General features: G+C 62.5%; 29 protein-coding genes. 16 read left to right on the forward strand and 13 right to left on the reverse strand.

Annotation, left to right across the window (positions count from 1 at the left end):
* Positions 1–21: 21 nt before the first annotated feature.
* Entirely contained in the window at positions 22–306 is a 285-nt protein-coding gene (locus tag SynM161_RS03125; protein ID WP_244275896.1) for a hypothetical protein, read from the forward strand.
* Here the strand turns inward: SynM161_RS03125 and SynM161_RS03130 are convergent.
* Positions 272–1,084: a hypothetical protein gene (locus SynM161_RS03130; protein WP_255441892.1), complete on the reverse strand. Its 813-nt coding sequence runs from the start codon at positions 1,082–1,084 to the stop codon at positions 272–274. The two genes, SynM161_RS03125 and SynM161_RS03130, sit on opposite strands and share 35 nt — an antisense overlap.
* A 93-nt stretch (positions 1,085–1,177) precedes the next feature.
* On the opposite strand from SynM161_RS03130, the gene SynM161_RS03135 reads away from it, so the two are divergent.
* Genes SynM161_RS03135 through SynM161_RS03155 form a run of 5 tightly spaced genes read left to right on the forward strand, consistent with a single transcriptional unit; the run spans position 1,178 to position 5,570 of the window.
* A complete protein-coding gene (locus SynM161_RS03135) occupies positions 1,178–1,798 on the forward strand; it encodes a hypothetical protein (protein ID WP_186541948.1) in 621 nt (206 codons plus the stop codon).
* Positions 1,798–2,445: a hypothetical protein gene (locus SynM161_RS03140; protein WP_115132139.1), complete on the forward strand. Its 648-nt coding sequence runs from the start codon at positions 1,798–1,800 to the stop codon at positions 2,443–2,445. The genes SynM161_RS03135 and SynM161_RS03140 overlap by 1 nt, the downstream gene beginning before the upstream one ends.
* A complete protein-coding gene (gene larC, locus SynM161_RS03145; RefSeq protein ID WP_186541949.1) occupies positions 2,442–3,650 on the forward strand; it encodes a nickel pincer cofactor biosynthesis protein LarC in 1,209 nt (402 codons plus the stop codon). The genes SynM161_RS03140 and larC overlap by 4 nt, the downstream gene beginning before the upstream one ends.
* On the forward strand, positions 3,650–4,564 hold the full coding sequence (locus tag SynM161_RS03150) for a lysylphosphatidylglycerol synthase domain-containing protein (RefSeq protein ID WP_186541950.1): 915 nt from the start codon (positions 3,650–3,652) through the stop codon (positions 4,562–4,564). The genes larC and SynM161_RS03150 overlap by 1 nt, the downstream gene beginning before the upstream one ends.
* Positions 4,565–4,577: 13 nt before the next feature.
* Entirely contained in the window at positions 4,578–5,570 is a 993-nt protein-coding gene (locus SynM161_RS03155) for a metallophosphoesterase (protein ID WP_370593104.1), read from the forward strand.
* Here SynM161_RS03155 and SynM161_RS03160 read toward each other — a convergent pair.
* Positions 5,547–7,118 (reverse strand): iron ABC transporter permease, encoded by a 1,572-nt coding sequence (locus tag SynM161_RS03160; protein WP_255441894.1) that lies wholly within the window; start codon positions 7,116–7,118, stop codon positions 5,547–5,549. The genes SynM161_RS03155 and SynM161_RS03160 overlap by 24 nt on opposite strands.
* A 186-nt stretch (positions 7,119–7,304) precedes the next feature.
* Here SynM161_RS03160 and SynM161_RS03165 point away from each other — a divergent pair, with 186 nt between their 5' ends.
* Positions 7,305–8,375 (forward strand): ABC transporter ATP-binding protein, encoded by a 1,071-nt coding sequence (locus SynM161_RS03165; RefSeq protein ID WP_186542448.1) that lies wholly within the window; start codon positions 7,305–7,307, stop codon positions 8,373–8,375.
* 47 nt (positions 8,376–8,422) lie between these two features.
* Here the strand turns inward: SynM161_RS03165 and SynM161_RS03170 are convergent, their stop codons facing one another.
* From SynM161_RS03170 to SynM161_RS03185, 4 genes are read right to left on the reverse strand one after another with little or no spacing between them, the layout of a single operon-like run.
* Positions 8,423–8,605 (reverse strand): hypothetical protein, encoded by a 183-nt coding sequence (locus SynM161_RS03170; protein WP_186541951.1) that lies wholly within the window; start codon positions 8,603–8,605, stop codon positions 8,423–8,425.
* Positions 8,606–8,622: 17 nt separating this feature from the next.
* Positions 8,623–9,738, reverse strand: coding sequence for a GTP-binding protein (locus SynM161_RS03175; RefSeq protein ID WP_186541952.1), 1,116 nt, complete (start codon positions 9,736–9,738; stop codon positions 8,623–8,625).
* A 19-nt stretch (positions 9,739–9,757) separates the two neighbouring features.
* Positions 9,758–10,048: a 4a-hydroxytetrahydrobiopterin dehydratase gene (locus SynM161_RS03180; RefSeq protein WP_115161708.1), complete on the reverse strand. Its 291-nt coding sequence runs from the start codon at positions 10,046–10,048 to the stop codon at positions 9,758–9,760.
* Between the two features lie 42 nt (positions 10,049–10,090).
* The gene (locus SynM161_RS03185) at positions 10,091–10,762 is read right to left on the reverse strand and encodes a secondary thiamine-phosphate synthase enzyme YjbQ (RefSeq protein WP_370593105.1); all 672 of its coding nucleotides are present in this window, start codon (positions 10,760–10,762) and stop codon (positions 10,091–10,093) included.
* Between SynM161_RS03185 and SynM161_RS03190 the strand changes: the two genes are divergently transcribed.
* The 4 genes from SynM161_RS03190 (at position 10,761) to SynM161_RS03205 (ending at position 14,279) form a co-directional block, all read left to right on the forward strand.
* Positions 10,761–11,168 carry a thiol-disulfide oxidoreductase DCC family protein gene (locus SynM161_RS03190; protein ID WP_114987985.1) on the forward strand — a complete coding sequence of 136 codons (408 nt, stop codon included), beginning with the start codon at positions 10,761–10,763 and terminating at the stop codon, positions 11,166–11,168. The two genes, SynM161_RS03185 and SynM161_RS03190, sit on opposite strands and share 2 nt — an antisense overlap.
* Positions 11,169–11,366: 198 nt before the next feature.
* Positions 11,367–12,875 (forward strand): carboxypeptidase M32, encoded by a 1,509-nt coding sequence (locus SynM161_RS03195; RefSeq protein ID WP_186541953.1) that lies wholly within the window; start codon positions 11,367–11,369, stop codon positions 12,873–12,875.
* 62 nt (positions 12,876–12,937) lie between these two features.
* Positions 12,938–13,525 (forward strand): inorganic diphosphatase, encoded by a 588-nt coding sequence (locus tag SynM161_RS03200; protein WP_114987983.1) that lies wholly within the window; start codon positions 12,938–12,940, stop codon positions 13,523–13,525.
* A 289-nt stretch (positions 13,526–13,814) separates the two neighbouring features.
* Entirely contained in the window at positions 13,815–14,279 is a 465-nt protein-coding gene (locus SynM161_RS03205; protein WP_370593106.1) for a L,D-transpeptidase, read from the forward strand.
* Here SynM161_RS03205 and hemC read toward each other — a convergent pair whose 3' ends face one another.
* Entirely contained in the window at positions 14,280–15,233 is a 954-nt protein-coding gene (gene hemC / locus SynM161_RS03210) for a hydroxymethylbilane synthase (RefSeq protein ID WP_186541955.1), read from the reverse strand.
* 137 nt (positions 15,234–15,370) lie between these two features.
* On the opposite strand from hemC, the gene SynM161_RS03215 reads away from it, so the two are divergent.
* The gene (locus SynM161_RS03215; protein WP_186541956.1) at positions 15,371–15,838 is read left to right on the forward strand and encodes a hypothetical protein; all 468 of its coding nucleotides are present in this window, start codon (positions 15,371–15,373) and stop codon (positions 15,836–15,838) included.
* Between the two features lie 192 nt (positions 15,839–16,030).
* Here SynM161_RS03215 and rpoD read toward each other — a convergent pair whose 3' ends face one another.
* Entirely contained in the window at positions 16,031–17,422 is a 1,392-nt protein-coding gene (rpoD, locus tag SynM161_RS03220) for an RNA polymerase sigma factor RpoD (protein WP_186541957.1), read from the reverse strand.
* A 305-nt stretch (positions 17,423–17,727) separates the two neighbouring features.
* Between rpoD and priA the strand changes: the two genes are divergently transcribed.
* Positions 17,728–19,977, forward strand: a complete 2,250-nt coding sequence (gene priA / locus SynM161_RS03225; RefSeq protein WP_186541958.1) for a primosomal protein N' — start codon at positions 17,728–17,730, stop codon at positions 19,975–19,977.
* Here the strand turns inward: priA and SynM161_RS03230 are convergent, their stop codons facing one another.
* From SynM161_RS03230 to SynM161_RS03240, 3 genes are read right to left on the reverse strand one after another with little or no spacing between them, the layout of a single operon-like run.
* Positions 19,978–21,036, reverse strand: coding sequence for a DUF3153 domain-containing protein (locus tag SynM161_RS03230; RefSeq protein WP_186541959.1), 1,059 nt, complete (start codon positions 21,034–21,036; stop codon positions 19,978–19,980).
* Between the two features lie 2 nt (positions 21,037–21,038).
* Complete coding sequence (gene argB / locus SynM161_RS03235; protein ID WP_114987976.1) at positions 21,039–21,920, reverse strand: acetylglutamate kinase; 882 nt, start codon at positions 21,918–21,920, stop codon at positions 21,039–21,041.
* A gap of 3 nt (positions 21,921–21,923) precedes the next feature.
* A complete protein-coding gene (locus SynM161_RS03240) occupies positions 21,924–22,466 on the reverse strand; it encodes a DUF2854 domain-containing protein (RefSeq protein ID WP_115080768.1) in 543 nt (180 codons plus the stop codon).
* 69 nt (positions 22,467–22,535) lie between these two features.
* On the opposite strand from SynM161_RS03240, the gene SynM161_RS03245 reads away from it, so the two are divergent.
* A complete protein-coding gene (locus tag SynM161_RS03245; protein ID WP_186541960.1) occupies positions 22,536–22,724 on the forward strand; it encodes a hypothetical protein in 189 nt (62 codons plus the stop codon).
* Positions 22,725–22,753: 29 nt separating this feature from the next.
* Here the strand turns inward: SynM161_RS03245 and SynM161_RS03250 are convergent, their stop codons facing one another.
* Positions 22,754–23,212 (reverse strand): single-stranded DNA-binding protein, encoded by a 459-nt coding sequence (locus SynM161_RS03250; protein WP_025362150.1) that lies wholly within the window; start codon positions 23,210–23,212, stop codon positions 22,754–22,756.
* Between the two features lie 29 nt (positions 23,213–23,241).
* Here SynM161_RS03250 and SynM161_RS03255 point away from each other — a divergent pair, with 29 nt between their 5' ends.
* Positions 23,242–24,033, forward strand: a complete 792-nt coding sequence (locus SynM161_RS03255) for a precorrin-6A/cobalt-precorrin-6A reductase (RefSeq protein WP_186542452.1) — start codon at positions 23,242–23,244, stop codon at positions 24,031–24,033.
* Positions 24,026–24,370, forward strand: a complete 345-nt coding sequence (gene cutA / locus SynM161_RS03260) for a divalent-cation tolerance protein CutA (protein WP_115009490.1) — start codon at positions 24,026–24,028, stop codon at positions 24,368–24,370. The genes SynM161_RS03255 and cutA overlap by 8 nt, the downstream gene beginning before the upstream one ends.
* Here the strand turns inward: cutA and SynM161_RS03265 are convergent.
* Entirely contained in the window at positions 24,339–25,352 is a 1,014-nt protein-coding gene (locus SynM161_RS03265) for an adenosine kinase (RefSeq protein ID WP_186541961.1), read from the reverse strand. The genes cutA and SynM161_RS03265 overlap by 32 nt on opposite strands.
* Between the last annotated feature and the right edge of the window lie 27 nt (positions 25,353–25,379).

Below are 25,379 nucleotides of genomic sequence, written 5' to 3' on the forward strand. Positions count from 1 at the left end.
AGCCAACTCTGGATTCCGCTGATGTCTCGCCGTCTTGCGGCTGTCGCTCAGGCTCTGCTGTCTTCCTTGGTGGTGACGACGCTTCCGATGGGTGCAGGGGCCCAGGTTGAAGCTCCCTTTCAGAACCGCGAGGAACGCGAGATCTACGGCGACACCAACGGCAGCGGCTCAATTCTGGATGCCGCCAACCCCATGGATTTGTTGAACCAGATCCGACGGGCGACGGCCATGGACGACGCCACGCCTCCCTCCGATGCCATTGATGCTGCCCTCAAGGCCTATCAGAACCCTCCAGCGACGCCGTAGCGTTGGAGGGTTCTGATCCGATGCTGCGGGCTGCGCTCAATCCCAGCTGTGCTGCCACAACATCGATCAAAGGATCGATCCTTCCGTTGGCGTTCCGCCTTTCTCGGGCTTGCTTGAGCAGGGTTTGAACCGCCTCCGAATTGCCTTGCTCTTGCCGCAATAGGGCCAAGGCCAGCAGGGGCCTTGCATCTGTCTTGTTCTCCGTGGCCAGCTGGCCGTACAACCCCATCGCGGTCTGATCTGATCCGCTTTGTCGCAGCAGATCTGCCAAAAGCAAACCGATCTCCAAACGCTGGCCAGGCTCCAGGCCCTTGAACCGGGCCGTGAGCTCTGCTGTTACCTGATGCTGACGTCCCTGCTCTTGGTCCAGGAGCACCAGCAGCTGCAGAACCTGCAGATCATTCGGATGCAGCCGCAGCAGATGTTTGAGGCTGCGTCGGGCGGCCTCGGACTGGCCATTGCGACGTTGCAGATCGGCTTTGAACAGGGTGAGTTCGCGCGGCGTCGAGCGGCCAGACAGCCACGGTTGCAGCACCACTTCGGCCTCTTGCAGGCGCTCCAGTGTCACCAAGCGTTCCAGCAGTAGGCCCCGTTCTGCTTCGCTGAGTACCTCCTGGTTCTGGAGCTGTTGCATCAGCAGCTCAACCTGCAGATCTTCAGCCTGGCGAGTGCTGCGCGCTCGCGTTTCCGGGGCCATCGATGCCGTGGCGACCCAACCGACCAGTGCAGCCCCCACCATGGACGCCAGCAGCAACAGAATCCGGCGCGGGCTGGGCATCCGATCTCGAATCAGCCACTTCAGTCTGAGGAGATTGCAGTGGGCTGGCTACAGTCTTCACAAGGGCTTTTGACTCCGCCCGGTTCAGCATCAATGCGCGCCCATCCGATTCCCCCGGTCACAGAGCCGTTGCAGTACCGGGCCATCGGTCTTGTGCGCGGCACTTACGCCCCAACCGACCCCGAGCAACTCACCCGTGGCACCTTGACCGATGCCCAGGGGGTCCCCCTGGAAACCGTCGTGCTCGGTCGGGTGCTCACTCTGATGCGGCGGCATCTGCCCCTGGATCAACCCCACCTCTGGGTCGTGTATCCCAGAAGCTGTGAAAGTGATCATCTGCATCTGCAGATCGCTGGGGTCTGGGAACCCAGCACCCTGGCTCCAGACCAAGCCGATGCCTCCGACACCCTGCCGGAAGGGGACGACTTCTTTTCCGTTCGAGGCGAGTTGATCTTCACCAAGCCTGAAACCGGCGAAATGGTGGTGAAGGTGCGGCAGCAGGCCCGTGCCGACGGCCACCGTCCGCTTCCCTTCAAGCTCCAGATCAAGGGAGAGCTTCCCCTCGAAAACCTGCGTCACTTCGTCAGCCTTGACCTGCGCCGCCAGGGCCAGGAACTGCACCTCGAAAATCACGACGTGATTGCTCCGATGCCGACGCGTGGCGGCAAATCCAAGGGAGGTCGTGGACGTGCCACCTCCCGCGCTCGCAGCTGATGGCCGAGGGGGGGCAGGGCTCCACGGGGGCACTTCGGGCCGGCATTGCCGTTGCCGGCATCACTGCCCTCGGCGCTTTTGGTCCTGCCCTGGGTCTGTCTGCTGCCTGGATCGTGGTGGCGGTTGGGGGTGCCCTGGTCACCCTCAGCGTTGATGCCGCCACCTGGGAAGGCATGGGCGGACACATCCTTGCCGAAGCTTTGCCCGGTGGGCAGGAGCGTCTGCGTCGGATTGCGGTGCATGAGGCGGGCCATGTTCTGATCGCGGAAGCGGAGCAACTTCCGGTTCAGCAGGTGCTGGTGGGAACCCTGGCCTGTGTGCGTGCAGGACTGCGCAGCAGCGGCGCCACGGAGTTCGCCGTGCCGGACAGCGTCCGCATGCCGCTGGAGGATCTACGCCGTTGGAGCCGGGTGCTTCAGGCCGGCATCGCTGCTGAGACCGTGGTTTTTGGCAAGGCCCGTGGTGGGGCCGATGACCGCGCTTTGCTGGGACGGCTTTGGGGCCTTTCGGGCCATGACGTGGCCACCGCCCAGCGGGAGCAGCGCCGCGCCCGGAGGGAGATTGAGCAGCAGTTGCGTCAGCAGCGGGAGGTGCTTGATCAGCAGGCCGTTGTTCTGTTGGAGGCGGCTCCGCGTCTAGGGCGATGAGCGCGCTTTGGATTGATGCACCAACAGGGTTGGCAGGGGACATGCTCCTGGCCGCACTGTTGGATCTGGGTGTGGACCAGGCCGTGGTGGAGTCGCCTCTGGCGGCCCTCGGTTTGACGGGGCGCTATCGCCTCACCCAGCAGGAGGCGCGCAGTGCTGGTCTCCGAGGCATCCGCGTTGATGTGGAGGGTCTTGAGGATCAGCCGCCCCACCGCCATTGGTCGGGGATCCGTGATCAGATCAATGCAGCTGCTCTAGCGCCATCGCTGAAGCAACGGGTGCTCGCCGTGTTCACCCGTCTGGCGGAAGCCGAAGCCACCGTGCATGGAACTCCGGTGGAGGCCGTTCACTTCCATGAGGTTGGAGCCATCGATGCCCTCGTGGATGTGGTGGGTGTCTGTGCGGCGATTGACGACCTCAATCCAGCCAGGATCGTCTGTTCTCCGTTGCCTGCGGGGAGCGGAACGGTGGCAACCGCCCATGGCCTGTTGCCCGTGCCCGTGCCCGCCGTGCTTGAACTGGCACGACGTCACCGCATTCCTCTGCTTCAGGGCGGAGATCTGCCCACAGGTGAGTTGGTGACGCCCACGGGCCTCGCCCTGGTGTCGGTTCTGGCGGATCAGTTTGTCGCTCCTGAACGTTTGGTGGCTGACAAGGTTGGTGTTGGCCTCGGCCACCGCCAACTGGATCGCCCCAACCTGGTGCGCCTTGTGCTGCACACCCCAGCCGTTACGGCGGAGGAAGGTCCCCGTTGGGAGTCGTTGGTGGTGCAGGAAGCCTGGATCGATGACGCCACTCCAGAGGAGATTGCGGTGTTGATGAATCGCTTGCGTGATGCGGGAGCGATTGATGTGGCGGTGCAGCCGTTGCTGATGAAAAAGGGCCGCAGTGGTCAGTTGCTCACGTCGCTGGTGCGGGATGGGGATGCCGACCAGCTCCGCAGCCTCTGGCTCAGTGCTGGCAGCAGCATCGGCCTGCGGGAGCGGCGCCAGGGACGCTGGGTGTTGCCGAGGCGGCAGGGTGTGCTCGAAACGCCCTGGGGTCCCGTCGCTGCCAAACAGGTGCGTCGCCCCGATGGCCGTTGCACCGTCAAAGCCGAGGCGGATGCCCTTGAGGCTCTTCAGGCCAGCACTGGGTGTTCCTTTGATGAGCTGCGGGCTGCTGTTGCAGTAGCGCCGTTCGTCAGCACGGACGATTGGGCCTGATGGGCAAGGTTCTCCGGCAACCCAAGCTCTGGATCACGCTGGCCAGCCTGATCTTCATCGCTGTGGCTTTGGCCCAGCAGGCGGGCCAACTTCGCCAGCTGAGCTTGGTGGCCAACGGTTGGTGGTGGCTGGTGCTGGGGCTGGGTCTCACCTGGCTCAGCATCCTGATCAATGGTTTGGCCTGGCGCGACCTTCTGATCTGGTTGAGACATCCTCCCCAGGGTGTTGCGGTGGTGCCGCTGTTTGTGCGGAGCAACCTTCTCAAGTACCTGCCGGGAGGGATCTGGCATCTGGTGGAGCGGGTCCGCGTGCTGCGTCCGGCGATTGGCGGCGGCCCTGCCCTGGCTGGGGTGATCCTTGATCCACTCCTGATCGTGGCGGCGTCCGTTCTTGTTGTGGTTGCTGGTGGATGGCAGCAGGGCCTTGCCCTGCTGGCTCCATGGCCCGCGCTGTTGATGATGTCCCGCTGGCGCGAGCCCCTTCTGCGTCGACTGGAGCGTTCCAAGGCAGTGCAATTGCAGTCGCTTGGCAGTGGGGCACTGGAAAGTGAGGGAAGCGGCCGCGGCGGCTATCCCTGGCGGCCCCTCAGCCTTCAGCTGCTGTTTGTGCTCTGCCGCTTTGCCGGGTTCTGGTGCAGCGTGCAGGCCTTCGGTATTCAAAGTCCGGCACCGTTCACCTGGCTTGCGGCCTTTGGTCTGGCCTATGCCGTTGGGCTGGTGGTGCCTGGTGCCCCCGGGGGGCTCGGGGTTTTTGAGGCCACCCTGCTGCTGCGTTTGGGTGCTGCCGTGCCAGAGGCGCAGTTGCTCGCGGTGGTTCTCAGCTACCGACTCCTCTCCACCTTGGCCGATGTTGTTGCCAGCGGGGCCCTGGTGGCCGATCGGATGCTGGGCCAACGTTTGAAACGCCACCGCTGACCCCCGTGCTGTTGTGTTGCTGAGTCGTCGCCGGATGCTGCAGTTGGTGCTTGGCACCGGTCTTACGGCAGCGGCCCTGCCCTTGAGCGCCGCAAGGGGAGCTGTTCAACGGGTTGGGCTGATCAGCGATCTCAACAGCAGCTATGGCTCCACCCGCTACATCCCTGCCGTGGATCAAGGGCTGGATCAGCTCATTGGCCTGCAGCCGGATCTGGTGGTGTGTGCTGGCGACATGGTCGCGGGTCAGATGCGAGGCCTCACTGGTCAGCAGCTGGATGCCATGTGGCGGGGCTTTGAGACGTCGGTTCTGCAGCGGCTTCAGGCGGCGAACATTCCACTGCTGCCAGCGATCGGGAACCATGACGGTTCACCGGGTTTCCCCATGGATCGTGCTGCTGTGGGTCGGTTCTGGACCCCGATCCGTTCACGAATGGGATTGGTGTTTGTGGATGCCTCGCAGTTCCCGTTTCGCTACTCGGTGCTGCAGGACGGGATCTTCTGGCTGGTCTGGGATGCCAGCTCAGCCCGTGTTCCTGAGGATCAGCTGATCTGGGCACAACAGCAGTTGGCCAGCACCGAGGCACAAAAAGCTCGTGCTCGGTTTGTGGTGGGTCATCTCCCCCTGGCTGGGGTTGGTCTGGGCAAGGATCGCCCCGGTGAGGTGTTGGAGCGGGGAGGTTCACTTCAGGCCTTGATGGATGCCGCCGGCGTGCAGGCCTACATCAGTGGTCATCACCACACCTGGTTCTCCAGCCGTCGTGGACAGCTCGATCTGATCCAGCTCGGCGCCTTGGGCAGCGGCCCCCGGCGCCTGTTGCGTGGTGAAGCGCCAGCACAGCAGAGCTTCACCTTGTTGGAGATCGATGGGGGCAGGGGCACCCTGCGGGAGACCACCTACGCGGTGTCCACGGGACGGCCGATCTCCTGGTCAACACTCCCGCTCCATCTCAACACCCGTGCTGGCTTGCTCCAGCGCAACGCATCAGAGCGTTTGCTGCGGGGGTGACGAGCCCTCTCGTCTGGAGGCGTGATCCAGGGTTGGCACCAAGGCCATGGCGGCGACCAGCCCCAGAACGAGGATCATCAGGGCCGGCAACATCGCTTCGGCCAGCCGTTCATCGCCGGCGTACTGGAACACGCGCACCGAGAGCGTGTCGAAGTCAAAAGGCCGCAGGGCAAAGGTGAGGGGAAGCTCTTTCACCGTGTCCACGAACACCAGCAGCAGTCCGACGGTGATCGGTCCGCGCAAGAGAGGCAGATGCACCCGTTGGAGCACGCGCTGCCAAGGTGATCCCATCCCCGTCGCCGCCTCATCGAGGCTCGGGCTGATCCGTTCCAGGGCTGCATCCAGGCCTCCTTTCGCCACCGCCAGAAATCGATCGCTGTAGCCCCACAGCAGCAGGAGCAAGGGGGCGACCTGCCAGGGGGCGCCCGTGAGCAAAAGGGCCAGAGCCAGGACGGTGCCGGGGATGGCGTAGCCCGTTCCGGCCAGGAAGGTGAGGCTTTTCAGCCATGGGGCGCTGGACCAGCGTTTGGCGATGGCCAGCACCAGCGCTGCCGTTACCGCCAAAACAGCAGCGACCAGAGCCAGCAAAAGACTGCGGCCGCTCAGACTGATCAGATCGTCGTTCCAGCTGGTTTGGAGCTGGTCCAAGTTGCTGGCGGCCCACAGCAGTGGGGTGCCCAGGCTCACGATCGGAGGGATCACGGCGAGCAGTTGCGCCACCCCAGCGCGGAATCCATGCAGGTGCCAAGCGGTTGCATCCCCGCCGGCCACGCCATCGCTCCAGCGCCGACTGCGCCTGCGCAGGCTGCGTTCACACACCACCAACGTCAACACGATCACCAGCGTGATTAAGGCCAAGCTGATGGCGCCTGCAGGATCGCCGTTGGACTGCCAGGTTTCCAGGATGCCCGCGGAGAGACTCGGGATGCCGAGCAGCTGCACGGCACCCAGCTCATTGACCACTTCCATGCCCATGAGAGCGACGCCGGCTCCGATCGCGGGCAGTGCAATGGGCAAGGCCACACGCCGGAAGGCTGACCAGGGACCAACCCCCAGGCTCCGGCATGCCTCCAGCTGACGCTGACCGCTGACGGAGAAACTTTCCGTGCTCAGCAGGAACACATAGGGGTAGGTCGTCAGGGCCATCACAGCAATGCCCCACCCCATTCCGTGAATGGTCCAGCTGTGGCGACTGCCCAGATCAACGAGGATCGCCGAGAGGAGATAGGCCGGCGTTGCCAGGGGAATCAGCTGGGCGATGCGCAGCCATGCCCGACCGGGAAAACGGCAGTTGCACAGCAGCCAACCGTTCGCAGTGCCAAGCAAGGTGCCCAGCGTTGCTGTTCCGAGCAGCAGCTGGATGGTGCCAACGATCTGGCGCATGCCATCGGGGCCAAGATCGCTGAAGCCGCTGTGCAAAGACGTCAGGGCCTCCCTCACCAGCGTCAACACCGGCCAGATCGCAACCAGGCCAGTGATGGAGGCGATCAGGATCAGGGCCAGCCGGGTTGGGCTTGGAACAACACTCCGGTTGGGCAGCAACTTCACTTCAGCGATGGGCCGGACACCGTTGTCGCGACGTGGTGTTGCGACATTGCCATGGAACGAGTCTGGCGATGAACGATGGGGATTGATCGAGGGCGTGCAAACCGCACACCGGCTTCGATCATTTGTCACACTCATAAGCTCGGTCGGTTCCCAAGCTTCATCTGATCTGTGGAACAGCTGCTCCCGATGGAGCCAACGGTTGCTTTAAACGGGGTCTGGCACAGCTACGGCGATGCCTCTGACGGCTGGACCCTGAAGGGGGTGGATCTTCAGGTGGCGCCAGGGGAGCTGCTGGGCCTGCTGGGCCCCTCCGGCTGTGGCAAGACCACCCTGCTCCGCTTGATTGCCGGCTTCGAACGCCCCCGGCGCGGCACGGTGCAGCTGGATCAGCGCATGGTGGCTGGAGATGGGATCTGGATGGAACCGGAACGTCGGGGTGTTGGCATGGTGTTCCAGGATTACGCCCTCTTCCCTCACCTGAACGATTGGCAGAACGCCAGTTTCGGTTTGCCCCGGCGGAATCCCAACCGTGAGCGCGTGGCCTGGTTGTTTGCGTTGCTGGGGCTGAAGGGGCTCGAGCAGCGCTACCCGCACCAGCTCTCCGGTGGCCAGCGGCAGCGGCTGGCGTTAGCACGCGCTCTGGCCCCAGCGCCCAGGGTAGTTCTGCTTGATGAGCCTTTTTCAAGCCTGGATGTGGAGGTGAGGCTCCGCCTGCGCAGTGAGCTCTCCTCCGTACTGGACGCCTGCGGTGCGAGCGGCGTGATCGTCACCCATGACCCCGGAGAAGCTCTGGCGATCTGCGATCGCGTTGCCGTCATGCGGGACGGCGTGCTGCATCAATGTGCATCGCCCCCCGAGATCGTGAGGTCACCGGCGACGCCTTTTGTTGGATCCTTTGTGCTTCAACGCAATTTGATTCCAGTGCAGGCCCATGGCCAAGGCCAGTTGTCTTGTCTCCTGGGAGATCTGGATGCGTCGGCCCCATGGGTCCAGGCGGACCGCGAAGCCTCCGGTGACTGTTGTGTGCTCGTGGATCCGCACGACATCACTGTCGTCGCCGATGCCGAAGGAGAGGCCAGCGTCCTGGGCCGTGAATTTCTGGGGGATGCATGGGAGTATCGAATCCGTGTCGCGGATGTGCTGGTGCGGGCCCACTGTCCGATCGAACAGGAGCATCCTCCCCACACCCGTTGTCGCCTCAGCTTCAGGGATGGGGCCAGAGTCACGCTGCTTCCGCTTGGCCAGGCGTTGGCATAAAAAATCCTCCGCCGCAGCGGAGGATTGGGGAAAGAGAATTGATGGTTTCAGCGTTGGTGATGACGCACCGGGATGGGCACGAGCACCGGCTGGCGTAAGCCGCCACCGCCGTTGTCATCATCGGAATCAGCCAGAAGCCACAGCAGCAGGCTGGCAAGAACAAAAACCGTTCCAAGCAGCAGTGGTTCGACCATTGAGGTTTCTCCCATGGCACGCACAATAAACACCATTCCTGGGTTCTGCTGAATCAGCTGAAACCTTTTCCTGCATCCGGTGCCACACAGGCCTTGAGTTGCTTCCGCAGTTTGTTGTGGTCGATGTTGCGGCCGATCAGCACCAATTGATTTTTGCGATCACCGGTCCAGTCGGTGTCGTCGATGGAAAAGCGTTTGCCTGCCAGATGGAACACATGGCGGCGTTCGCTTTCGTTGAACCAGAGGATTCCCTTGGCCCGGAACACCTCCTGGGGCATCTGGTTGTCGAGGAAGTTCTGGAACTTGCGCAATGCGAAGGGCCCATCACTCTGGAACGACAGGGAGGTGAAGCCCTCGATGTCCTGATGGTCACCGTGCTCATGGCTGTGGTGATGATGTCCGTGGTCATGACCGTCCCCATGGCTGTGGCCGTGACCGTGGTCATGCCCATGGCTGTGATCTTGTCCATGGTCATGGCTGCAGTGGCCATGGTCGTGGTCGCAGTCGCTGTGATCCAGGCTCGGATCGTCGGCGGGAGAACTCACCTTGTCGGATTCGAACAGTCCGACACTGAGCAACAGGGCAAGAGGCACCTCCCCTTTCACCGACCGCAAGATCCGCGCATCGTTCTTGACGGCTCTGAGTTGCTGTTCGACGGTCTCAAGCCGCTCCTCGGAGACGAGGTCGCACTTGTTCAGCAGCAGGATGTCGCCATAAATCACCTGGGCCCGGCCAACTTCCGTGTCCAGAACGACGTCGTCGAAGTTTTCTGCATCGATCAAGGTGATGATCGAATCCAGGCGGGTTTGGTCCCGCAGCTCACTGCCAAGGAAGGTCATGGCCACCGGCAGGGGATCGGCCAGACCGGTGGTTTCGACGACGATGTAATCGAGCGGTTCTGGGCGTTCAATCACCCGTTCCACCGCCTCCATCAGCTCGCCGTTGATCGAGCAGCAGATGCAACCGTTGCTCAGCTCCACCATGTCTTCACCGGTGGTGACGACCAGATCGTTGTCGATCCCGATTTCACCGAACTCATTCACCAGCACCGCGGTCTTCACCCCCTGCTGATTGCTCAGGATGTGATTCAGCAGGGTGGTTTTCCCAGCTCCGAGGAAGCCGCTGAGGATGGTGACCGGGACGCCGGGACTGGCTGGTGCGGTGGTCATGCGCAAGGACCCACTCGACTCATGCTGGCAGCAGAGCGTCAATGGCGCTGGCCAGCTCCACATCCAGGCTGCTGAGGCCGCCGAGATCATGGGTGGTCAGGTCGATTGAAACGCGGTTGTAGACGTTGCTCCAGTTCGGATGGTGATTTTTGGATTCGGCCAGCAAGGCCACCTGTGCCATGAATCCAAAGGCCTCCACGAAGCTGTTGAACTGCAGATCGCGGTGCAGCCTGTCTCCGTTCACAACCCAATTGGGCAGGGTTGTGCTGAGTGCCGACTTCTGGGCGGCATCGAGAGGTTCAACTGGCATGGAAGCCCTGAATCACCTCTCCATCGTGGCTGGAGCCGGTTATCAGTCGCTCAGGTCATGCAATCGATCAATCATCAGATCGGTGTCGGTATCGATGCCGTCGTCGGTTTCCCAGGCGTTGGGGTTGTGGCGGGCCTGAATGGCTTGATTGATCCGTTCGCCATTGCGCAGGCTCAGCAGGGTTTGCGGCGTGGCTGAAGTGGTCTGCGTGGTGCTTTCAGGGGTGGGGCGGCTGGAGGATTCACCGAATAAGTGGCAGGCGATCGTTCTGGTGTGTGCAGCGCTGCGGTGCTCCCAGAGGTAAACGGCTTGCCAGGTGCCCAGCAGCAGTTGCCCCCTGCTGACGCTCAGGTTCAGGGTTTGGCTGGTGAGCGCGGTTCGGATGTGGGCCGGCATGTCATCAGCTCCTTCGTCGTCATGGAGATAACGGCGGTGTTCTGGGACGGCATCGGCCATCCATGCATCCAGGTCCTGCAGCACCCGTGGATCGGCGTTCTCGTTGATGGTGAGGCTGGCGCTGGTGTGCAGGCAGGTGAGATGCAGAGCGCCCTGGTCCAGACCCGTGCTGCGGATCCAGGTGTTCAACCGCCCGTCCAGTCGGGTGAATCCTCTTCCCGGGGTTGCCACTGTCATCTGATGCAGGATCTGCTGCACGCCCACCGCTCTCCAGCGTTCTTTCCTTACTTTGCGTGCTGCAGCACCGTCTGAGTCCATGGCCAGCCCATCTGCCCCCGATTTGACCCTGCTGTTTGACGGAGGTTGTCCGTTGTGTGTGCGCGAAGTTCGCTTTCTGCAGCAGCGTGACCGTCAGGCCCGGCTGGCTTTTGTCGACATTGATGCCTCTGATTACGACGCAGCGGCCCATGCCGGCATCAGTTACCGGGTGGCCATGGGCCGCATTCATGCCATCACAGGCTCCGGGGAGGTGCTGCGGGATGTGGCCGTCTTCCGTGAGGCGTATCGCCTGATTGGTCTGGGGTGGCTTTACGCACCGACCCGCTGGCCTTTGATCGGCAGCGTGGTCGATTGGGTCTATGGGATTTGGGCCGCCCGGCGGCTTCAGATCACCGGGCGTGCCGACCTTGAGACCCTGTGCCAAGGCCGCTGTGAGCTGAACTGACCCGTTCCTATCGAACGGTCTGCGGTTGTCGGTAGATCAGCTTGAGCGGCCAGAGAGCCATGGGCAGGGCGATCCCCAGGGCCAGCTGCAGCATCAATCGGCGCATGGGTCCAGAACGTCTGAACCGCTTCACCATGGCCTGCATCGCTGCTTCGATGCCACTCCAGGTGTCGTTAGGGTGATGGAAAAGGGGGCGAGATGGCTTCTGCCGCAACGGCTTGGGGGCAGCTGGGCGCCCATCTGAGAGAGACGCAGCTGCTCGGCTCGATTCAGAGCACCCTGTATTGGGACCAGAACACCCGCATGCCTTCTGCCGGGGCGTCCTGGCGAGGTGAGCAGCTCACGCTGCTGGCGACCCAGCTTCATGCTCGTCAGAGCTCTGCGGCCTATGCGGAACTGCTGGCCGCAGCGCGTCAGCATTGGAATTCCGCTGAGCGATGCCCTGAGCAGGGCCGCAATCTGGATCTGCTGGAACAGGACCTGCAGCGGCAGCAGTCCCTCGATCCAGCCCTCGTCGCCGCCTTGGCCAAGGCCAAGGCCGAGGGTTACAACCGGTGGCAGCAGGCTCGATCGGCCTCTGATTTCAGCCTCTTCGCACCGGCGCTTCAGACCCTGATTGATTTGCGTCAGGAGCAGGCCAAACAGCTGGATGAGCCGCGCTCCTGTTGGGAGACCCTGGCGCAACCCTTCGAACCGGATCTGCGTCTGGAGCGTCTCGAGGCCTTGTTTGCTCCGTTACGACAACGGTTGCCGCAATTGGTTGCTCAGGCATCCACCCGGCCACGTCCACGATCAGCGGACTGGGATCTCGAGGAGTCCAGCCAGCAAGATCTCTGTGATGAGCTGCTCGGTGCCTGGGGCCGCAATCCCGCCATCACCTGCATGGCACGTTCGCCTCACCCCTTCTCGATCACGTTGGGACCGGCGGATTACCGCATCACCACGCGTGTGGTGCCTGGCCAGCCCTTGTCGTGCTTCCTGGCTACGGCCCATGAGTGGGGCCACTCCCTCTATGAACAGGGGTTGCCGGACCAGAGCCACCAATGGTTCGCCTGGCCTCTGGGACAGGCCACCTCGATGGCGGTGCATGAAAGTCAGTCGCTGTTCTGGGAGAACCGTGTTGCCCGGAGCCGTCCGTTCGCAGAGCAGTGGTGGAAGCGTTTTGCGCAGGTGGGGGCTCCCTTCAGCGGAACCCAGGACATGTGGCAGGCGATGAATCCGATGGCGCCTGGTTTGAACCGGGTGGAGGCTGATGAACTCAGCTATGGCTTGCACATCCTGATCCGCACGGATCTTGAGATTGCTCTGCTGGAGCAGGGTTTGGCGGTGAACGATCTCCCAGACGAATGGAACCGGCGCTATCAGGAACTCCTGGGGGTGCGGCCGATGAACGATGCCGAGGGATGCCTTCAAGATGTGCACTGGAGTGAAGGCCTGTTTGGCTATTTCCCCTCGTATCTGTTGGGGCACTTGATCAGTGCACAGTTGAGCGAAGCGATGGCGGAGGCCATCGGGTCTCCGGAGGAGCATGTGGAGCGCGGCGATGTCACGCCCTTGCTGGCTTGGCTGCGTGAGCACGTTCACCCGCTCGGACGCAGTGTGAATGCCGATCAACTGGTGGAAAGGGTCACCGGTCGGCCCCTGAGCACCGATGCCTTCCTCGACTATCTGGAGAACAAGCTTGATCGGCTGCAACCGGCCCCCTAGCCGCGTGCAACTCGACGGGCTGAGGCGGCCCGTAGGATGCGCCGCGCTGTCCATCGCCGTTTATGGCCAACCTCGATCAGGCACCCAGCCGCAGCATGCCCAACCTGCTGCACGTGCTGCCGGCCTTCGCTGATGAAGCCGAACTTCGTCTCAACACGATCGTGGAGCTCAACTCCAACACGATCAACAAGTACGAGCTGATCACCGAAACCGGCCATCTCAAGCTGGACCGCGTTGGTTACTCCTCGCTGGCTTACCCCTTCGCCTACGGATGCATTCCCCGCACCTGGGATGAAGATGGCGATCCCCTCGACATCGAAATCGTTGGTGTCACCGAGCCCCTGATTCCCGGTTCGATTGTGGAAGCCCGCATCATCGGCGTGATGACCTTCGACGACGGTGGTGAAGTCGACGACAAGGTGATCGCTGTGCTTGCCGATGACAAGCGCATGGATCACATCAAGAGCTGGGAAGATCTCGGTGAGCACTGGAAGAAAGAGACCACCTACTACTGGGAGCACTACAAGGATCTGAAGAAGCCTGGCACCTGCTCGGTGAACGGTTTCTTCGGCACTGAAAAGGCCGTTGAGATCATCAAGAGCTGCGAGGCTCGCTACATGGCTGAGATTGATCCCAAGTTGGTCGACTGAACGCGTCGGCGATCGACTGCTGATCAGGCGGGGGACACTCCCCCGCCTTTTTCATGGCTCAGCGTCCGGCTCAACAGCATCGAAGATCCTTCGATTGGGATGTACACCTCTCGTGAGACAACAGAGCTGAAGGAGGACGAAGTCGGGTCTTTGGTCTCGACCATGAGACCAAAGAGATTCTCAAGAGTTCAGCTCCAAGGCTGCTGCTGCTGTTTTTCTCGCAGCAATGAATACGTTGAGACCAGTGGGTCTTGCGCATCTCATGAAGTGGTCATTGATGCCGGCGCTGTTGGCTGGGTCTGTTGCTCCATGCCTTGCTGCTGAACCTGTTGAGCTGGCCTTGCGGCAACCCGCTCATGCGTCGCGCATCGTGCTTGACCTCAGCAAGCGACAGATCACACTCATGCGGGGCGAGCAGCAGCTTGGGGCCTGGCCTTTGGCGATCGGAGATCCCAAAACCCCCACCCCAAAAGGGGAATTCGCCATCCTCAACAAGAAGGTCAATCCGATCTATGTGACCCATAAGTCGGGTCAGCGGCGGGAGCTGGGCGGACCCAGCAGTCCGATTGGTGATCGCTACATGGCTTTTCACCGCAATGGCCGCGGCGAGTTTGGGATCCATGGAACGGCGTGGCCGCACTGGGTTCAGATTCGCGCGGCCGTCAGCCTGGGCTGCGTTCGCATGCTCAACAGCCACATCCGGCAGCTGTTTGATGCTGTGGATGTGGGAACGCGTCTGGAAATTCGCAGTTGATCAGGCTTCCGGGCGGACGGTGTCGAAGATCTCTTTGAGGATCTCGCCAGCACCCTGACCTTTGAGGGTGTTGGCCAGAGCGATGCCGATGGCTTCGGCGTCGCTTGCTGCGCCACTGGCCTGGTCGCGGATCAGACGTTTGCCATCAAGGCTGGCCACCATCCCGGTGAGGATCAGTTGATCACCTTCGAAGCGGGTGTTCACGCCGATGGGCACCTGGCAGCCACCTTCCAGTTCCCGCAGGAAAGCGCGTTCGGCCAGGCAGCGCTGGGAGGTGGGGGTGTGCTCCAGCACTTTGATCGCCTCAAGCACTTCGGGCTTGCCCTCCACGCATTCAATCCCCAGGGCGCCCTGACCAACGGCGTGCAGAGAGATCTCGCCGGGGATCAGCTGGTGGATCCGATCGCCGAAGCCAAGCCGGCCCAGGCCTGCCGCAGCCAGGATCAGACAGTCGTAATCGCCGCTGTCCAATTTTTCCAGGCGGGTGATCACGTTCCCCCGGACGTCCTTGAAGATCAGGTGGGGGTAGTGGTGACGCAGCTGAGCCAGACGGCGCAGGGAACTCGTGCCCACCACAGAGCCTTCGGGAAGGGTGTCGAGTTTGTAGGCCTGGTTCTTGGTGTTCACCACCAGGGCATCGGCCGGGTCTTCCCGTTCGGTGATGCAGCCGAGCATCAGCCCCTCAGGAAGGTTGGTGGGCAGGTCTTTCAGCGAGTGGACGGCGATGTCCGCACGGTCCACCAGCATCTGTGCTTCCAGTTCCTTGGTGAACAGGCCTTTGTCGCCGATCTTCGCCAGGGCGACGTCCAGGATCTTGTCGCCCTGGGTGGCCATGGCTTCCACCGTGATCTTCAGGCCGGGATGGGCCTTCTCCAGTTCCGCTTTCACCCAGTTGGTTTGCACCATGGCCAGCTGGCTGCGTCGTGAGGCGATGCGCAGTTCGGTGAGGGCCATGGAAAGGGCGAATCAGCCGCCCAGCCTACGCTTTTGGCCTTGGATTCTTTGGTTCGCCTTCACGAGGTTGTGAAGCTTCGAAAGGGAAGATCTCTTTATGAAGAACGCTTAACATTTGCGGGCGTTGCAGCACAGTCATGCCCGGACCCGTCGTCAATGGCGTTCGTCAGGCCGGAGCAATTGGCTCTGTTGCCCCCGACTCGCAAGAGCAGGAGGCCATGCTCCCCTTGGTGGCTGAGGGTTCCATCCGTCTGATCCTGTTGTGCAGTGGCGATGTGCTGATGGCGCGGCTGCGCCACACCACCGATCGCGATGGAGATCACGCGTATCAACTGCTGCGGCCCCGTCTGGTGCGTTCAGCCGCAGATGCCTCACACGATGCTCAGCCCAGTTGGCTGCTTCAGCCTTACCTGGAGGGGCTGACGTCGCAGCACAATCTGGTGCTGTTCAAGGGGGCGGTTGCTTCCGTGCTTGAACCGGATGCTCGCCTGCTCCAGGCCTATGCACTTGAAACTCGCCAGGAGTGTCCCTTGGAGGAAACTCCGGTGGAGCGCCTGAAGCGTGCTTTTCAGGAATTCACGGAGACCTTCGATGCAAACACGTGAACCTGTCGCACGGTCTCTTTCTATTTACCAAAGGAAAACCCCAGTCATGGACTGGGGTTTGATCTCTTCCGTGTGAGGAGGGCGTCTCAATTCCCTCAAGCACTCTTATAGGAGCCCTCTGCTCCATTCAGCTAGGGGGAATGTACTTATGTATTACTCCCGTGACCGTTTGGTCACGGGCCCAGTGCTGGCTTACTTGATGTATTCCTTGAGCACCCCGTTGCGGTTGGGGTGGCGCAATTTGCGCAGGGCCTTGGCTTCGATCTGACGGATCCGTTCACGGGTCACATCAAAAATCTGACCAATTTCCTCGAGGGTCTTCATCCGCCCGTCGTCCAGGCCATAGCGCAGGCGCAGCACATCGCGCTCGCGGGGGCTGAGGGTGGCCAACACACCTTCCAGGTCTTCACGAAGCAGGTTCTTGGCAACGTCCTGCTCGGGATTTTCGATGTCGGCTTCGATGAAATCACCCAGGCGGGAATCCTCTTCCTTGCCGATGGGGGTCTCCAGTGAGATCGGCAGCTGGGCGCTCTTGGCGATGAAGCGCAGTTTTTCGATGGTCATTTCCATCGATTCCGCGATTTCCTCTTCCGTTGGCTTGCGGCCGAATTCCTGGGAGAGAACCTTGGTGGTCTTCTTGATCCTGGAGATCGTTTCGTAGAGGTGCACCGGCAGGCGGATGGTGCGGCTCTGGTCGGCGATGGCGCGTGTGATGGCCTGGCGAATCCACCAGGTGGCGTAGGTGGAGAACTTGTAGCCCTTTTCGTGGTCGAATTTCTCGGCTGCACGAATCAGGCCAAGGCTTCCTTCCTGAATCAGGTCTTGGAAGCTCAGGCCCCGATTCATGTACTTCTTGGCAATCGAGACCACAAGGCGCAAGTTGGATTGCACCATCTTTTCCTTGGCCCGTCGGCCCAGCATCAAGCGCCGGCGGAAGCGGATGAGCGGCATTTCCACCAAGGCCGCCCACTCTTTGTTGTCGGGTTCCCGGCCGTTGTCGCTTTCAAATTGAGCGGCCAGTTCCTCGAGATAGAGAAGATCGGCAATTTTGCGGGCCAGTTCGATCTCTTCGTCGGGACGCAGCAGGCGGATCCGACCAATTTCCTGGAGATAAACCCGGATGGAGTCTTCGGTGTAGACGCCTTTGGGGCCGATCTTGATGCTGGCCAGGGCTTTGGCCTTGGCTTCCTTCTCAGCAGCTGCGGTTTTGGCTTTCTCCTCGGCGGTTGGCTTCGCTGCCGCTGCTTTGGCTGTTGATACCTTGGCTGTTGAAGATTTAGTCGTGGTCTTCTTGGCGGTGGCTGCCTTCTTAGTTGTGGTTGCCTTTTTCGTTGTGGTTTTGGCCTTGGTGGTTTTCGCTGCAGCCTTTTTGGTGGTTCCCGAGGCCTTGGCTTGATCTGCAGCGGCGAGCAGTTCGTCGGCTGCGGCGTTCAGGTCCTTGGCGCTCGCCTTGGTGGTTCGTCGGCGTGCAGGGGTTTTCTTGGCCTCTTTGTCGGAACTCTTGGCGACTTCCTTCACCTTGCCGTCAGCATTGGCCAGAAGAACGATGTCCGGCTTGGCAGCTTTGGTGGCAGCAGGGGTCATGGTGTTAGTCGAAGTCGGATAGAGGGGAGATGCAACAGCGGCAACATCGCGCCAACGGCAATGGCCGGAACCTGGAACTTCCGTTCAAACGAAAGAGAACGACACAGCTGACGCTGAGACGGAGTTCATGGGCTGATGGTGGTGTCCGCGAGTCGACGAAACGCTTGGACTGATTGTGTCTGTGCTGTCCGGGGTGGTCTCAGACCGGTCAAAGTGGCAAGGAACAAGACCTTGACTTCAGACTCTGTGTCTTCCCTCTGGATCGAGCGCAGGGTTGGCAGAAAATGTCCAACCTGTCCACGTTAATGAAGTCTTCCGAAGTTTGCAAGGTCCTGTCGCATTCGCGGCGATGCGTTGAGGTCTGGCTGGAGGCTGGGCGGGAAGGACGCTCCTTCAGTTACGCCGCAGATCCCAGCATGGGATTGATGCCGGGAGATCTGGTGCGGGTGCGCCTCCGGGGTCGAGCCATGCATGGATTGGTGGTGGCGGAGCGGGAGTGGGCTGAGCAGGATCCTCAGGAGCTGCAACCGGTGGAATCGCTCCTGCAGCGAGCTGCTGTCGATTCGGATTGGTACAGCTGGCTGGAGCGGGTGGCGGACCGTTGCCATCTCAGTGTCTTCCGCACCTTGAAGGCGGCTTTGCCGTCGGGCTGGATTGGTCAGGCCGGCCAGCGTTCCCTGGCCGGCGGGCGTCAGATGTGGTGGATTCAGGCCCGGGTCCCCCCTGATGCAGCGAACCCACCCACCCCTCGCCAGCGGGAGCTTCTGGCTTGGTTGGAGGGCCAGGGCGATGGTGCTTGGCAACGGGACCTGCTGGCCAGTGGGTTTGGCGCGCAATTGCTGCCGCCGCTGATCCAGCAGGGCTACCTGGTGCGTGAGCAGCGTCGTTGTGAGGACAAGGGCTCATCAGCTGGTTCTGGCCCCCAGGAGCTTCCCCAGGCCTTGACGGCTGAGCAGCAGGACGTGGTGAAGGCCTACCAACAGCTGTCTCCGGGGAGAGGGCTGCTGCTCTGGGGAATCACCGGCTCCGGCAAGACCGAGGTGTACCTCCAGCTGGCTGCCCAGGAGCTGGAGCGGGGCCGGCACGTGCTGCTGCTCACCCCCGAGATCGGATTGATTCCCCAACTCGTTGACCGTTGCCGCAAACGCTTCGGCTCGCGCGTTGTGGAGTACCACAGCGGTTGTGGTGACGCCGAACGGGTTCGAACCTGGCGCCGCTGTCTTGCTGCCGAACAGCCGTTGGTGGTGGTGGGAACCCGCTCCGCGGTGTTCGTGCCGTTGAAGCCGCTGGGGCTGGTCGTTCTGGATGAGGAGCACGACAGCTCTTACAAGCAAGACGCACCCATGCCTTGCTATCACGCCCGGGACCTGGCTTTGGACCGGGTTGTGATGCAACAGGCACGGCTTGTGCTGGGCAGCGCCACGCCGTCGCTCGAGAGCTGGATTCAATCGGGCTCGGATGGTGCCTTGACCTTGGTGCGCCTGACCCAGCGGATTTCCCGGCAGTCCCTACCGCCTGTGCATGTGATCGACATGCGCCATGAGTTGGCCGAAGGACACAAGCGTCTGGTCAGTCGCGCCTTGATGGATCGTCTTGCGGCGCTGCCGGAGCAGGGCGAACAGGCCGTGGTTTTGGTGCCTCGTCGGGGATATAGCCCCTTTTTGAGCTGTCGCAGTTGCGGCGAGGTGGTGATGTGCCCCCACTGCGATGTGGCGCTCACCGTTCACCGCAGCAAGGCCGGGCGTCAGTGGCTGCGTTGCCACTGGTGTGACCATCGTGAAGACCTGGAGAACCGTTGCAGTCACTGTGGTTCCACGGCCTTCAAGCCGTTTGGGGCCGGGACGCAGAAGGTTTTGGAACTGCTCTCTCAGGAGCTCGAAGGCCTTCGTTTGCTCCGCTTTGACCGCGATTCCACCGGGGGGCGGGATGGCCATCGACGCCTGTTGGACCGTTTCGCTGCTGGAGAAGCCGACGTCTTGATCGGTACGCAGATGCTGGCCAAGGGCATGGATCTGCCGCGGGTCACCCTGGCGGCGGTGCTCGCGGCGGATGGGCTTCTGCACCGCCCCGATCTCCGCGCAGCAGAGCAGGCCCTGCAGTTGCTGTTGCAGTTGGCGGGCCGTGCCGGGCGAGGTGAGCGACCGGGGCATGTGTTGGTGCAGACCTACACCCCAGAGCACCCGGTGATTCAACACCTGGTGGATGGTCGCTATGAAGCGTTCCTCTCCCAGGAGGTGGCCCTCCGCAAGGAAGCGGGTCTGGTGCCCTTCAGTCGCGCTTGTCTGCTGCGACTGTCTGGAGATTCCCCCAGCAAAACAGCAACGGCGGCAGCGGTGCTGGCGGAGCGGATCCGGCCGATTTGTCAGCTCCAGAATTGGTGGTTGTTGGGTCCTGCTCCGGCACCTGTGGCCCGGGTTGCTGGCCGAAGCCGATGGCAGCTGTTGCTGCACGGTCCGGCGGGCTCCCCGCTTCCGCTGCCTCCGGGACAGGCCCTCTGGGATGGCTTGCCCAAGGGTGTGGCGCTCACTGTGGATCCCGACCCGCAGCAGCTTTGATCAGGAGGGCAGTTCAGGGAAGCCAAAGCCCAGCTTCCGACGCACCACCTGCAGCACCATGCTGCTGATCAGCAGCATCAGGATCACCACTCCCCCCAGGCCAAGCGGATTCCAGCGCCAGCCCTGCCAGCTGACTTCGGTGGTGGTGCCGGTAACAGCCGTGCGCTCTACCTGCCCGTGGTTCAGGCTCAGATGAACGTCGAGCCCGGGGATCTCGGGCAGATCGCTGAGGTCCACCATCAGCTGCACGTGCTGCTGCACCCCCAGCAGCCAGTTGCGTTCTTCGAGCTTGAGCGTCGGTGGCGGGAGTGAGACTCCAGCCGCGCGACCAGCCACGGCAACCACGGCCGCCATCTGTTGCGCCAGCTCGTGCGACGAGGCAACACGACTGCTGATCTGTTGGCGTCCTGGGCCTGTTTGTTCGATCTTCAGCCCGGGCACTTCCTGTTGCAGGTCTCGCTCGAATTGCTCCTGCCAGGGCAGCGGGCGTTGCTGGGTGCTCCGCACGTCCCAGGTAAGGGCCAGTCGATCCGGGCCGCGAAGGTCGAGATCAGCCTCGATTCGGACGCAACCACTCAGCAACAGCGTGATCCCCAGCAGAACCGCCATCACCAGCACGGCGAAACCCGCCGCCGGTGAACGCGTCGGCCCCGTCGGTGGTGGTGGCGGGGGTTCGGGACGCCGCGACCGCCGCCGCCGCATGGTCGAGGTCTGCCCGCTGCCGGAGCCATTCAGCTCCAGTTGCGGCATGCGCATCGACCAGCGTTCCGGACGATCCAGGCTTGGGGCTTCAAGAACCCCGAGCAGTTGTTTGGCCTGCTGGCGCAACTTGGGATCGCGGCAGCGACTCAGCAGCCTGCAGGTGGCGATGGCTTTCTCGTCCTGCCCCTGGCCCATCCAGGCGGTGATCATCAGGAGCCGAAGGCCCGGCCCCTCCGGGCTGTTGAGCGGGTGTTGCTCCGCCAGGGGCAGAAGCAGCTCCAGGCCCTGGCCGTAGTCCCCGCGCTCCAGGGCTGCCTCCGCTTCAGAGAGGTCCAGTGCTGCGTCCTGCTCGCTCACCCCTAGCCGCGTCCCACCACCATGGTGCCGATGCCGGCGTCGGTGAAGACTTCGAGCAGGAGGGCATGGGGAACCCGGCCATCAATGATGTGGGCGGCTGACACGCCCTGAGCCAGGGCGCGGATGCAACATTCCGTTTTGGGCGTCATGCCACCTGCGACCACGCCGTCCTCGATCAGCTGTCGCGCCTCTGAGAGACGCAGTTTGCGGATCAGCGAGTCGGGGTCATCGCGATCTTCAAGGATGCCGGGGGTGTCGGTCAGCAGGATCAGTTTTTCGGCTTCCAGGGCCGCCGCCAGCTCTCCCGCCACCGTGTCGGCATTGATGTTGTGGGCTCGCCCGTCATCGGGGGTTGCGGCAACGCTGGAAATGACGGGTACATAACCCTTCTCCAGCAGCGGTTCGAGCACATCGGGATTGACGCGGGCAACATCCCCCACCAGCCCATGGCTGCCATTCCCCCAGGGGCGTGCCTCCACAAGACTTCCGTCACTTCCGCTCAGACCAACAGCACGGGTGCCGAGCTGATTGAGGCCATTCACGATCTGCTTGTTGACGCGGCCCACCAGCACCATCTCCACCACGTCCATGGTGTCGGCGTCGGTGACGCGCAGTCCGTCGCGGAATTCTGCGGGAATTTCCAGACGCTGAAGCCACTGGTTGATTTCGGGCCCGCCGCCGTGAACCACCACGGGTTGGACGCCGACGCAGGCCAGCAGAGCCAGGTCGCGGAAGACGGCAGCCCGCAGCTCGGCATGGGCCATGGCGGCCCCGCCGTACTTGATCACGATGCGCCGACCGGCGAAGCGCTGGATGTAGGGGAGGGCTTCGCTGAGCACCGACACCCTGAGGGCGTCATCGTTGTTCTGGGTGGATTGGGCCATGGCTTAGGCCTCACCTGCCGGAAGCAGAACAACGTCCAGCCGTTGTTCATCCAGTTCCTTGAGTTCCGCTCGCATCCCTTTAGCGAAGAAACGCCCCAGCCGCTCCTGTCGCTCTTTCCAGCGTTCGAGGGGAACGGCTCCCAGCAGGAAACGCATCCGCAAGCCATAGCCGCTGTCGGAATGCAGCTCTTCGATCTCCTCCAACTGCGGGGGGGTGTCTTCATCCCAGAGTTTGAGCGCTTCCAGCGACGACTCCAGGTGGGCCTTCTGGCCGTAGCGCCAGCGCGTCACATCGCCGAGCAATTTGCCCAGTTCTGGGGCTGCAGCTTCGCGTTCCTTTTGAAACGTCTTGACCGGTGTCACCCGGATGGCGGGTGGGAGCTCCGACGATTTCAGGGCCAGCCCCCCCAACAAGATCGGGATTCCGTAGAAAATCGTGGGCAGGCTGAGGTTGGCGCTTCCGGTGGCGTAAGCGGTGGCACCGACCACGGTCAGCACGCCTCCGGCGATGGTGACGAGGCTGCCGGGGGAGAAGAAATCCTTCATGAAGGCCTTGGCTTGATCGTCATTTTGACCTCTAGGCCATCAGGATGGAGATCCATTGCCTCGAGCCAGATGCCAGATCCATCGTCGACCGGCATCGATGATCTGCTCCAGCAGCTCGACCGTGATCGCAGCTGGTTGCTGCAGCAGATCGATGGGGGCCGCTGGCCCGAGCTGCGGCTGGATCTTGCTGCCCTTGAACGGGAGCTCGGGCAACTGATCACCCGAGCTTCAGAGCTGCAGGACGAAGCGGGCTGTTAAGCGGCGACGCCCCGCGATTGTCCTCTGATTCAGAAGGGGATGTCGTCGGTGTCGGGCACCAGGGGCGCCGCATTCCAGCTGGCCGGTTCGGGCTCTTTTGCCACCTTGGTCGGTGCAGCAGCGGGGGCCTGGCGGCTGGGGGCCGGGGCTGAGGGGTTGCCCGAAGGAGCTGCACCCGTGGCTGCCGCGCCGATCGGATGAAGCCGAGCCAAGGTGAATTCAGCCCGTTTTTCCTTCATGCCATCGCCCCGGGGCATGGTGTTCATCCGCAGCCGGCCTTCGATCAGCAGCCGCTGCCCGGTCTGCACACGGTTCTGCAGCTCCTGGGCCAGGTTGCCCCAGCCCACCACTTTCAATTCACCTGGCGGATCACCCTCCCGAAGGGGGTCAAAGCGCACGGCCATCTCCGCAATGGGAGTCTGGTTGTCCTGGGTGTATCGAACCGTCGGTGCGTCGATCACCTCCACTTCGAGCACGCAATGGTTCATGGCTTGAGCTGGTGTCGGCGCACATCCTGATGCAAGGCCCCGCGAATGACCAGCGTCGTGTCCTGCTGCTGGCTGGAACCGGTGATGGGCCGCGCTTGGTGAAGGAGCTCTCCCGCCGCCATTGGCGTGTGAGCGTGAGCGTGGTGACGGCAACTGCAGCCAAGGCCTACGCGGGATTGCCTGTGGAGCGCATCTCAATTGGTGCCCTGCAGGGCGTTGGCGGAATCAAGGCAGCTCTGCATCAGGCCGGTCCTTTCCGTTGGGTGGTGGATGCCACGCATCCCTTTGCAGCTCGAATCAGCCATGACCTGGTCACGGCCTGTGCGGATCTCGGCCAACCGCTGCTGCGTTATGAGCGTCGCCTTGAACCGCTGGGGGCGGCCTCTCTCCTGGTTGATGTCGATGCATTGGCGGCCCAACCGCTCCAGGGCCAACGCCTGCTGCTGGCCATTGGAGGCCGTCATCTTCCGGCCTTGACTGCTGCTGTGCGCCGCGCTGGAGCCATCCCCTATGGCCGTGCGCTTCCATCCCCCGATGGAGTGCGCGCAGCCTTGCGGGCAGGTTTGCCCCCGGATCACCTGGCCGTGGTGCGCCCTCTGCAAGGGGAGGTGCCGGGGGCGATCGAGCGGTCTCTTTGCCGTCGCTGGGACATTCGGGTGGTGCTCTGCCGTCAGTCCGGTGGTGTGACGGAACAGCTCTGGCATCAACTCACCACAGATCTGGGGCTGAGCTTGCTGCTGTTGCGGCGTCCCTGCCCCCCCGACGGAATGGAATGCGTCGAGGATGTCAGCAGCCTGATGGATCGGCTTGAGCGTGATTGAAGCGAGTGGGCTCGTGCTGGCCCTCACCACGGAAGCGAATGCTGAGCGCGCCCAACAGCTGGCAGAGGCCTTGCTGGAGCGCCATCTCGTGGCCTGTGTGTCCATCCACCCCGTTCAGTCGTTCTATCGCTGGGAGGGAGCGTTGCAGGCGTCCCATGAGGTCCAGCTGCTGATGAAGACCTCAGCTCAGCATGTGGCCGCTCTGCGCTCGGCCGTCTCCGAGTTGCACAGCTACGACACCCCCGAGTGGTTGTGCTGGCCGGTGACGGCATCACCGGCCTATGGGGCCTGGGCCATTGCTGAGCTCAGTTCAGATGCGTCTCCGCCAGCTGCTTGAGGGAGACCTGGGAGCGAGCCCCCAGTTGGGTCACAATCTGGCCGGCGCAGAGGGCTCCGAGCTCACCACAGCGCTCCAGTGACTCGCCCTGGGTGAAGCCATGCAGAAATCCCCCGGCATAGAGGTCTCCTGCTCCCGTGGTGTCCACCAGGTCTCCCAGGCCGAAGATGCCTATATCCCAGCGCTGGTCTCCACTCAGCACAACGGACCCCTGGGCGCCACGGGTGATCGCAATCACTGAGCAGCAGCCGCGCACCCGCTCGAGGGCCTGGTCGAAATCGTCGGTCTCGTAGAGCGACTGAATTTCAACGTCATTGGCGAACAGCACGTCGACGTGGCCATTCACCAGCTCGAGAAAACTCGCTCTGTGCCGATCCACACAGAAGCCGTCTGAGAGAGAAAGAGCCACCTTGCCGCCTGCTTCACGGCAGGCTTCGGCGGCGGCGATGAAGGCCCGTTTGGCGGCTGGACTGTCCCAGAGGTAGCCCTCCAGGTAAAGCACCTTGGCCTGTTTGACCATGGAGAGGTCGAGATCCTCGGGCTCCAGTTGGGTGGACGCCCCCAGGAAGGTGCACATGGTGCGCTCGGCATCAGGCGTGACGTAAATCAGGCAGCGCGCTGTTGTGGCTCCACTGGTGGCTGCTGGGGTCTCAAAGCGTGCCCCAACGGCCCGGATGTCATGGCTGAAAATGCTGCCGAGCTGGTCGTCCCTGACGCGGCCGATGAAACCGGCGCGTCCGCCGAGCTGCGCGATGCCCACCATCGTGTTGGCGACCGATCCACCTGAGGTCTCGAGGCCCGTTGCACTGGCCTTGTAGAGAGCTTGGGCCTGTTGTTCATCGATCAGCGCCATGCCCCCTTTCTGGAGGCCGTGTTCAGCGATGAAACCGTCGTCCGTCTGCACCAGAACATCAACGATGGCGTTGCCGATGCCAACGACATCGAGACTGCAATCGCTGGGGAAACGGGTCTCTGATGACATCGGGGCGTGGAAAGCAGCCCCGAAGTA

The organism is Synechococcus sp. M16.1 (assembly GCF_014279895.1).
Taxonomy (GTDB): Bacteria; Cyanobacteriota; Cyanobacteriia; order PCC-6307; family Cyanobiaceae; genus Parasynechococcus.